Below are 9,569 nucleotides of genomic sequence, written 5' to 3' on the forward strand. Positions count from 1 at the left end.
GACTCGGCGGCCGCGTCAGTGCGGGTGTTCACGCAAGGCGAGGCCCATTTGTGTTCGGTTGTAAGGTGATTCCCTTGCACGGATCCGCCGCAGAACGCGTTAGGCTTGGCGGTCAAGGGAGACGGGCTCAACCATGAAGGAAGATGAGCTGGGGATCGCGGTGCGCGCAGGCCTGCGTCGCAACGCGCTGCTGGCCCGTCTTCCTGCGCCACTGGCGAACCGGCTGGGCCGGCAATTCGAACCGGTGATGCTGCCGGCCGGCGCCGTGCTGGCTTCGGCCGGGCAACCGGTGCGCAACGCCTACTTTCCCGTCAACTGCGTGCTCAGCCTGCTGCACAGCGACGTCGATGGCAGCACGCTGCAGGTCGGGCTGGTCGGGCGGGAAGGCATGTTCGGCTTCGGGGCGGTGCTCGGCGGCACCCACCTGGCCGGCGCCTCGGTGCTCATCCCGGGCCCCGCCCTGCGCATCCCCGGCGACAAGCTGCGCGAATGCTTCGAGGAGGATCGCGAGGTGCGCAAGCTCCTGCTGGGGTATTGCAACCAGCTGATCAGCCTGGCCTGGCAGGTGGCCGTGTGCAACCGCCACCACCCGCCGGAGCGCCAGATCGCCTTGCTGCTGCTGCTGGTGCAGGACCGCACGCCCCTGGTCGAGCTGGAGCTGACGCACGACCTGATCGCACGGCTGTTCGGCGTGCGGCGCGAAACCATCAGCCATGCGGCCCAGCGCATCCAGGAAAGGGGCTACATCCGCTACTCGCGCGGCCACATCCGCGTGCTCGACCGCGATTCGCTGGAGCAACTGGCCTGTGCCTGTTACGGGCGCATGCGTCCGCTGTTCCCGCCCGCCGATGCCGCTGTGCCGCCGGGGCGATGAGCGCAGCCGTCGACCGGTTGTGGCTCGTCGGGCTGGAGGGCACGTGGCGGCTGGCGCAGTAGCCGGCCGTGTCGACGATCTCGGCTGTCGGACGGCACCCAGGGGGAGTCATCGCGGACGAGGCGTCGGCTTGATGCGGCGCAAATCGCACCCTTGATGCGGAACAAACGGCGGGGTGGGGGCGGCGTGTCCAATTTCCCGCATGGATTCGACCCTCGCTGCCCGATTCGGCGACGCCCTGGCCCTGTGGCGCTCCGCGGAAGCCTGCGCCTGCGCAGCCGAATCGCACGTGCAGCAGGTCCTGGACCTCTATTGCGACGGCCGCGGCGCGGCCCCTTCGCCCGAGGTGGTTGCGGCCGCCCGTGCCCTGCGGCGCCATGCACGGCATGCGCTGGCCGGCGTGCTCGCCACGGTCTCGCGCGAGCGCATCGCGCTGCCGCTCATCTGAGGATGGCGAACCACGGTTGACGGATGCTCCCCGGGGCCCGTCCTTCGTCACGCGTCATTCGTCGTTCCCCTGGTCGCCGGCATCGCCGTTGCGCAGCAGCAGGGTCGCGAGCACGGCGCAGTCGGTCCGCGCCCGCAGCCAGTGCACCTCGCCCGCCGGCAGCACGACCACTTTGCCGGGCGACAGGTGGCGGGTGCCGCCCGGCGTCGCCACTTCGACTTCGCCTTCCAGGCAGTGCAGGATGCATTCCTCGTCCACGTGGTGCGGCGGCTGGTCCTGGTGTGCGCGCAGGACCAGGTGCAGCAACTGCAGCCGGCGCGTCTTGATCAGGCTGGTGCTCACGGCGCCGCCCAGCGCGGCGCCGAGCGGCGCGACATTGATGACGTCCATCGGTTGGGCATGCGGCAAGGCCATGGTTTCTCCGTTCGACAAGCCCTGCACGGGCACTCCCGCAGGCTAGCGCCGGTGGCTGTGCGGCCGTGTAGGCGCGGGCTGATGGAAGCCGGTGCGCGCTGCGTTCTGCAATGCCCCTGATGGCTGTGCAGGCGACAATCGCCTTCGATGAACCCGACCCCGAATGAACCCGCCGTCGCTGCGCTGCCGCCGGCCGGCGAACGGCCGGTGCACGAGCGCATCCGTCGCCAGGCCAAGCTCAAGGGGCGCCAACCCGAGGCACAGGCACTGGCCGAGGTGCAGGAGTGCATCGGCCCGCGCCCGGACGAGGGCCACCGCCGCGACCTGCTGATCGAGCACCTGCACCGGCTGAACGACCGGTTCGGCGCGCTGCGCGAGCCGCACCTGGTGGCGCTGGCGCGGGAAACCGGCATCCCCATGGCCGAGGTCTACGAGGTCGCGAGCTTCTACCACCACTTCGACGTCGTGCCCGGCGACGCGGCGGTGCCGAAGCTGACCGTGCGGGTGTGCGACAGCCTGTCCTGCGCGATGGCCGGCGCGCGCGACCTGCTGGAGCGCCTGCCGGCGCTGCTCGGCGCCGAGGTGCGCGTGGTGGCCGCGCCCTGCATCGGCCGCTGCGAGCAGGCGCCGGCGGTGGCCGTGCACCAGACAGCGGTGCCGCACGCGACGCCGGACACGGTGCTGCAGGCGGTGCGTCGTCACCCCGACACCGCGCCGGTGGCGCCGGTGGCGCCCGCCGCGTTCGATCCGGCCGCGCAGGCGCAACGCAGCGTGTCGCCGCCGCCCGGGCAGGTCCAGGTGCTCCCGGCCGTCACCGACTGCGCGCTGTACCGGGCCGGCGGGGGCTACGCCTTGCCGGCGGCGCTGGCGCGCGGCGAAGCCGACCGCGAAGCCGTGCTGCGCGCACTGGAAGACGCCGGCCTGCGTGGCCTCGGCGGCGCCGGCTTTCCGGCCGGGCGCAAGTGGCGCATCGTGCGCGAGCAGCCCGCGCCCCGGCTGCTGGCCGTCAACATCGACGAGGGCGAGCCCGGCACCTTCAAGGACCGTACCTTCCTCGAGCGCGACCCGCACCGCTTCCTCGAGGGCATGCTGGTGGCGGTGCAGGTGGTCGGCATCGAGGCCGTCTACATCTACCTGCGCGACGAATACCACGACGCGCGGCGGCTGCTGCAGCGGGAGATCGACCGCCTGGTGGCCGACCCGCCGTGCCCGCTGCCGCGCATCGAGCTGCGCCGCGGCGCCGGTGCCTACGTCTGCGGCGAGGAGTCCGCGATGATCGAGAGCATCGAAGGCAGGCGGGGCGAGCCGCGCCTGCGCCCGCCCTACATCGCGCAGGTGGGCCTGTTCGGGCGGCCCACGCTGGAGCACAACTTCGAGACGCTGTACTGGGTGCGCGACATCGTGGAGCGCGGGCCGCAGTGGTTCGCCGGCTTCGGCCGCCATGGGCGCCAGGGCCTTCGGTCCTTCAGCGTCAGCGGGCGGGTGAAGTTCCCCGGCGTCAAGCTGGCGCCCGCGGGCATCACCGTGCGCGAGCTGATCGCCGAGTACTGCGGCGGCATGCAGGACGGCCACGAGCTGTACGCCTACCTGCCGGGCGGCGCCTCCGGCGGCATCCTGCCGGCGTCCATGGCCGACCTGCCGCTGGATTTCGACACCCTGCAGCCGCATGGCTGCTTCATCGGCTCGGCCGCCGTGATCGTGCTCGGCCAGCACGACCGCGCGCGCGACGCGGCGCTGAACGTGATGCGGTTCTTCGAACACGAGAGCTGCGGGCAGTGCACGCCGTGCCGGGTCGGCACCGCCAAAGCCGCCGCGCTGATGGTCGCGCGGCAATGGGACCATGCGACGCTGGACGACCTGGCCCAGGTGATGGGCGACGCCTCGATCTGCGGCCTGGGCCAGGCCGCGCCCAATCCGATCCGCTGCGTGCAAAAGTATTTCCCTCATGAAATCCGCTGACCTGCCCCTCGTGGACTTCACGCTCGACGGCGAGCGCGTGCAGGCCGTGCAGGGCGAGACCATCCTGCAGGCCGCGCGCCGCGTGGGCGTGGACATCCCGCACCTGTGCTACCAGGACGGGATGCGCGCCGATGGCAACTGCCGCGCCTGCGTGGTCGAGGTGGCCGGCGAGCGCGTGCTGGCACCGAGCTGCTGCCGTGCGGTCACGCCGGGGATGGACGTGAAGGCCCGCAGCGAGCGGGCGCTCAAGAGCCAGCAGATGGTGGTCGAGATGCTGCTGGCCGACCTGCCGCAGCAGGGCTACAAGTGGAACGACGAGGTGGGCGGGCCAGCCACGCCGGCGGACCGCGTCGGCCAGCATGGCGAGCTCTCGTTCTGGGCGGAGCGCCTGGGCGTGGCCGCGCGGCCGGAACTCGTCGCGCTGCGCCGCGAGCAGCCACCGGCCGATCTCTCGCATCCCGCCATGGCCGTCAACCTCGACGCCTGCATCCAGTGCACGCGCTGCGTGCGCGCCTGCCGCGAGGTGCAGGTCAACGACGTGATCGGCTATGCGCAGCGCGGGGCATCGAGCCGGATCGTGTTCGACCTCGGCGACCCGATGGGCGCCAGCACCTGCGTGGCCTGCGGCGAATGCGTGCAGGCCTGCCCCACGGGCGCGCTGATGCCCAAGACGATGCTCGGCTCGCAGGCGGTGGACCGCAAGGTCGATTCGGTCTGTCCCTTCTGCGGCGTCGGCTGCCTGGTCACCTACCAGATCCGCGACGAGAAGATCGTCGGCGTCGAGGGGCGCGATGGCCCGGCCAACCAGGGCCGCCTGTGCGTCAAGGGCCGCTTCGGCTTCGACTACGCGCACCACCCGCAGCGCCTGACGCGACCCCTGATCCGCAGACCCGGCGTGCCCAAGGATCCCGCCCTCGCCCCCGACCCGGCCGACTGGGGCGACGTGTTCCGCGAAGCCAGCTGGGAGGAGGCGCTGGCGTTCGCCGGCGGCGGCCTGGCGCGCCTGCGCGACACGCGCGGCCGCAAGTCGCTGGCCGGGTTCGGCTCGGCCAAGGGCAGCAACGAGGAGGCCTACCTGTTCCAGAAGCTGGTGCGCACCGGCTTCGGCAGCAACAACGTGGACCACTGCACGCGCCTGTGCCACGCGTCCAGCGTGGCGGCGCTGCTGGAGGGCGTGGGCTCGGGCGCGGTCAGCAATCCGGTGCGCGACGTCGAGAAGGCCGACCTGATCCTGGTGATCGGCTCCAACCCCACGGCCAACCACCCGGTCGCCGCGACCTGGATGAAGAACGCGGTGAAGCGCGGCACCAGGCTGGTGCTGGCCGACCCGCGCGTCACCGACATCGGCCGTCATGCCTGGCGCGTGATGCAGTTCAAGCCGGGCAGCGACGTGGCCATGCTCAATGCGCTGATCCACGTGGTGATCGAGGAAGGCCTGGCCGACGAAACCTTCGTGCGCGAGCGCGCCGCCAACTTCGAGGCGCTGCGCGAGAACGTGAAGGGCTACAGCCCGGAGGCGATGGCGCCGGTCTGCGGCGTGCCGGCGCAGACCCTGCGCGAGGTGGCGCGCGCCTTTGCCGGGGCGAACGCCGCGATGATCCTGTGGGGCATGGGCGTGAGCCAGCACGTGCACGGCACCGACAACGCGCGCTGCCTGATCGCGCTGTCCACCGTCACCGGCCAGATCGGCAAGCCCGGCAGCGGCCTGCATCCGCTGCGCGGCCAGAACAACGTGCAGGGTGCCAGCGACGCCGGCCTGATCCCCATGATGTTCCCCAACTACCAGCGCGTGGACGACCCCGGTGCGCATCGCTGGTTCGAGGACTTCTGGGGCCAGCCCCTGGACGACCAGCCCGGCTACACGGTGGTGGAGATCCTGCACAAGGCGCTGGCTCCCGACGGCGACCCGCACAAGATCCGCGGCATGTACATCATGGGCGAGAACCCGGCCATGAGCGACCCCGACCTGAACCACGCGCGCCAGGCGCTGGCCAGCCTGGAACACCTGGTGGTGCAGGACATCTTCATGACCGAGACCGCCTGGCTGGCCGACGTGGTGCTGCCGGCCTCGGCCTGGCCGGAGAAGACCGGCACCGTCAGCAACACCGACCGGATGGTGCAGCTCGGCCGCCGCGCGCTCACGCCCCCGGGCGACGCGAAGCCCGACCTGTGGATCATCCAGGAGCTGGCCCGGCGGATCGGCCTGGACTGGCACTACGAGGGCGAGGACGACGGCGTCGCCGCCGTCTACGAGGAGATGCGGCGGGCGATGCACGCTTCGATCGCGGGCATCAGCTGGGAGCGCCTGCAGCGGGACTCGAGCGTGACCTATCCCTGCCTGTCGGAAGACGATCCTGGCCAGCCGGTGGTGTTCACCGATCGCTTCCCCACCGCCGACGGCCGCGCGAGGCTGGTGCCGGCCGACATCGTCCCGGCCGACGAGCGGCCCGATGCGCACTTCCCGTTCGTGCTGATCACCGGCCGCCAGCTCGAGCACTGGCACACCGGCAGCATGACGCGCCGCGCGGCGGTGCTGGATGCGATCGAGCCCATGGCGACCGCCTCGATGAACGGGGCGGACCTGCAGGCCCTGGGCCTGGAACCGGGCGACGTGGTGACGGTGCGCTCGCGCCGGGGCGAGGTGGCGATCCACGTGCGGCGCGACGACGGCACGCCCACCGGCGCGGTGTTCATTCCCTTCGCGTACTACGAAGCCGCGGCCAACCTGATGACCAACCCGGCGCTGGACCCGTTCGGCAAGATTCCCGAGTTCAAGTACTGCGCCGTGCAGGTGCAGCCCGGCGGCACGCCGCGGCCGGCGGCCGGGTACGGGACCGGAGCGGTGGCGTCGACGGCCTGAGCCCGCCGCTTCGATCGCGCCTCATCGCCGGCGTGCTCCGGCCCGCCGGCATCCCAGGCGCGACAGCGGAACCGCTCAGGGCACTCCGCGCGATTCCGCCAGTTGCAGGCGGGCCTGCGCTTCGCGGTGCAGCCGGATGCAGATCGGGTGATGGCGGAACTCGGCCGTCGCGCAGTGCAGGACGGTGCACATCTCGCGCATGAAGCCTTCGTGCGACTGGCACTGCCGTTCCGGCGATGCCGACTTCGCCGGCGGCGGCCGCTCCCGGGCGGGGCGAGGCTGGGTCCGCAGCACGGCCCGGGTGGGCGCCTGCCCGGCGCGAGGCGCCGCGAGGCGGGGGCGATCGGTGGGGTCGAGCCGACCTGGCGCCTCCGCCGCTTGCGGGGGCGCCGGCTGGCGTTGCCGGCCATCGCGTAGCGGGCCGGTTGTCACAGCGGCTGCCGCGGTGGCCGCCTCCGGCGGCGGCAACGGCGCCGGCCCGGCGTCCCCCACCGGCGCTTTGCCCGGCAGGCGGGGCGCCGTGGAATCGGGTGCCTCGACAGCCTGGACAGCCGCGACCCGTTCCCCCGAATCCTGTCCGCCTTCCGCCTTCCACAGGCCGGCCGTCCAGAAGGCGATGGCCGCGCATCCCACCAGCAGCCCGACGGCCGTGCGGCGGGGCAGTGCCGGATCGAGGCCGGGCTCGGCCGCAAGGGCGGGGGCGAGGACCGGGTGGGCCCGCATCGGGGGCTCGTTGCGAGGCACGGCAGCGACCGAACCGGCAGGGCGCACCGGCATGGGCGGGCGCACCCAGACCGGCGTGCCCAGCACGGCGTGCAGGGCGGACCCCAGGTCCTCTGCACGGAGGTAACGCGCATCGGGGTCGTGCGCCAGGGCACGCCCGAAGACATCGTCCAGTCCGGCCGGAAGCCCGGGTCGTGCGGACCGGACGGGGCGCACGCCCGCACGGCCGGGATGTCCATTCCCCTCCCAGGGCAGCGCCCCGGTCAGCAACTGGTAGGCCACCACCGCGGCCGAGTACAGGTCGGCCCGCTGGTCGAACCGCTTGCCGAGCCTCACTTCCGGTGCCAGGTGATGCGGCGAGTCCAGGTGCCCCGGCCGCCGTGCACAGGCTGCGGCGATCCCCGCGCTGCCGTCGACCTTGAGCCGGCCGTTGCGCGCCAGCAGCAGGTGCCCCGGGTGGATGGCGGAGTGCACCCAGCCATGCTGCCCGGCGCACGCCAGGGCGGCGAACAGCTGGGCCAGCAGCGCCAGGCCCTGCAGGGGCGGCAAGCGGCCGGTGCGGGCCGTGTAATGGGCCAGTGTCTCGCCGTCGACGAGCGGCGCGGCGATGAACAGCGACGTGCCGTCGCGGCCGAACTCATGCGGCGTGACGAGGTTGGGGTGCCGGATCTGCGCGGCCGCGTGGAAGGCGGCGCGAACGGAGTCGTACTCCCGCTCGCTCAGGCACGATGCGACCAGAACCGTCACGGCCAGCCGCTGATGGTCCGGGGCGGCCGCCTCGTACACCGTCGCGCTTCCATCGGGATCCACGGCGCGCAGCAGGCGATAGGGTCCGACGGTCTCCTGCATCCGTCCGGGTGTCTGGTTCACGGCTGTGGATGGTCGTTCTTCCCATCCCCAGCGGGTGTAGGACGGCGGCGGATTGGCCCGCGCAGGACGCACGCCGCGGGGCCCGCCTGTTGTGTCCCTGGGAAAATTTCCCGTGAATTGCAACCGACTGTTAAGGGACCGGCCGGCACGAAGCTTTTGGCGGGGTCCGCTTACGTTTCCCTACAGCGCGCCGTCGCAAGCTGAAGAGCATCCGACGTTCCATAACCACGAGGAACCCGATGCCCATCGAGAAGAGACTTGCCGTTGTCCCCGGATGGAAGACCTGGCTCGCCGCGTCCGCCGCGGCGGCCGCCCTGGTCGCCTGCGGAGGTGGCGGCGACGGCAGTGCGACGGCCGTGCCGCAAGGCACGCTGCGCATGGCCCTGACCGATGCACCGAGCTGCGGCTACGACAACGTGTTCGTGACCGTCGAGCGCGTGCGGGTGCACCAGAGCAGTTCCGCCGATGACGGGGAAGCCGGCTGGGAGGAGATCGTCCTCGACACGCCCAAGCGCATCGACCTGCTCGAGCTGACCAACGGCACGCTGGAGGAACTGGGCCAGATCGACCTGCCCGCCGGCACCTACAACCAGGTGCGGCTGGTGCTGGCCGAGAACGGCGGCCAGGAGCCGGCGGCCAACGCGGTCAAGCCCACCGGCTCGGCCGAGGTGCCGCTGCGCACGCCCAGCGGACAGCAGAGCGGGCTCAAGCTGAAGTCCACCTTCGAGGTCGCCGAGGGCGGCCTGGCCGACCTGGTGCTGGACTTCGACGCCTGCAAGTCGGTGGTCAAGGCGGGCGGCTCCGGCGCCTACAACCTCAAGCCGGTGCTGACGCTGGCCAAGCGCACCCAGACCGGCATCGAGGGCTACGTCTCGCTGTCGGTCGAGGGTGCGCGCGTCTCGGCCCAGCAGGACGGCACCGTCGTGCGCTCCACCGTGCCCGACGCCAACGGCAAGTTCGTGCTGCCCTTCCTGCCGGCCGGCAGCTATGACGTGGTGATCGTCTCCGAGACCCACAGCACCGCCGTGGTGTCCTCGGTGCCGGTCGGCACGTCCACGGTCAGCCTGAACGCCAGCGACGCGGCGATCGATCCGCCGGCCTCGGCCCTGCGCCAGGTCACCGGCACGACCTCGGTGACCGGCAGCGGCACGCCGACCCTGGTGCTCGACGCCAGCGTGCGCGCCACGCAGGAGCTGGCCGGCGGGCCGGTGGTGGAAGTGGCTGCCACGCCGGTGGACGCGACCGCGGCGACCTACACGCTGCGCCTTCCGGCGGCCGCGCCGGTGCGCGCCCCGTACGCCACCGGCGGACTGACCTTCACGGCCGAAGCCGTCCTCGCCGGCCTGTACAGCGTGCATGCCTCCGCGCCGGGGCGGACCACGGTGACGCAGGACGCCGACGTGTCGGCCGCCGACCAGGTG

General features: G+C 72.2%; 7 protein-coding genes. 5 read left to right on the plus strand and 2 right to left on the minus strand.

Annotation, left to right across the window (positions count from 1 at the left end; all coding sequences use genetic code 11):
• The first annotated feature begins 133 nt into the window (after window positions 1-133).
• Both V6M57_RS05635 and V6M57_RS05640 read left to right on the plus strand, forming a co-directional pair.
• Window positions 134-874, plus strand: a complete 741-nt coding sequence (locus V6M57_RS05635; protein WP_332814008.1) for a Crp/Fnr family transcriptional regulator — start codon at window positions 134-136, stop codon at window positions 872-874.
• A gap of 202 nt (window positions 875-1,076) precedes the next feature.
• Window positions 1,077-1,322, plus strand: a complete 246-nt coding sequence (locus V6M57_RS05640; protein ID WP_332814009.1) for a hypothetical protein — start codon at window positions 1,077-1,079, stop codon at window positions 1,320-1,322.
• A gap of 54 nt (window positions 1,323-1,376) precedes the next feature.
• On the opposite strand, the gene V6M57_RS05645 is transcribed toward V6M57_RS05640, so the two are convergent.
• A complete protein-coding gene (locus tag V6M57_RS05645; RefSeq protein WP_332814010.1) occupies window positions 1,377-1,736 on the minus strand; it encodes a cupin domain-containing protein in 360 nt (119 codons plus the stop codon).
• A gap of 147 nt (window positions 1,737-1,883) precedes the next feature.
• Between V6M57_RS05645 and V6M57_RS05650 the strand changes: the two genes are divergently transcribed.
• Entirely contained in the window at window positions 1,884-3,695 is a 1,812-nt protein-coding gene (locus V6M57_RS05650) for an NADH-ubiquinone oxidoreductase-F iron-sulfur binding region domain-containing protein (protein WP_332814011.1), read from the plus strand.
• A complete protein-coding gene (gene fdhF, locus V6M57_RS05655; RefSeq protein WP_332814012.1) occupies window positions 3,682-6,555 on the plus strand; it encodes a formate dehydrogenase subunit alpha in 2,874 nt (957 codons plus the stop codon). Before V6M57_RS05650 ends, fdhF begins: the two co-directional genes overlap by 14 nt.
• A gap of 75 nt (window positions 6,556-6,630) precedes the next feature.
• Here the strand turns inward: fdhF and V6M57_RS05660 are convergent, their stop codons facing one another.
• On the minus strand, window positions 6,631-8,064 hold the full coding sequence (locus V6M57_RS05660) for a serine/threonine protein kinase (protein WP_332814013.1): 1,434 nt from the start codon (window positions 8,062-8,064) through the stop codon (window positions 6,631-6,633).
• A 323-nt stretch (window positions 8,065-8,387) separates the two neighbouring features.
• On the opposite strand from V6M57_RS05660, the gene V6M57_RS05665 reads away from it, so the two are divergent.
• On the plus strand, window positions 8,388-9,569 hold a 1,182-nt coding region (locus tag V6M57_RS05665), incomplete at its 3' end, for a DUF4382 domain-containing protein (protein ID WP_332814014.1).

Origin of the sequence: Ramlibacter sp. (assembly GCF_036676645.1) — a bacterium.
GTDB lineage: Bacteria > Pseudomonadota > Gammaproteobacteria > Burkholderiales > Burkholderiaceae_C > Ramlibacter.

Bases quoted from the DNA above. Each gene is read 5' to 3' on its own strand.
- V6M57_RS05635 (WP_332814008.1), top strand. From the start codon at position 134: ATGAAGGAAGATGAGCTGGGGATCGCGGTGCGCGCAGGCCTGCGTCGC.
- V6M57_RS05640 (WP_332814009.1), top strand. From the start codon at position 1,077: ATGGATTCGACCCTCGCTGCCCGATTCGGCGACGCCCTGGCCCTGTGG.
- V6M57_RS05645 (WP_332814010.1), bottom strand. From the start codon at position 1,736: ATGGCCTTGCCGCATGCCCAACCGATGGACGTCATCAATGTCGCGCCG.
- V6M57_RS05650 (WP_332814011.1), top strand. From the start codon at position 1,884: ATGAACCCGACCCCGAATGAACCCGCCGTCGCTGCGCTGCCGCCGGCC.
- fdhF (WP_332814012.1), top strand. From the start codon at position 3,682: ATGAAATCCGCTGACCTGCCCCTCGTGGACTTCACGCTCGACGGCGAG.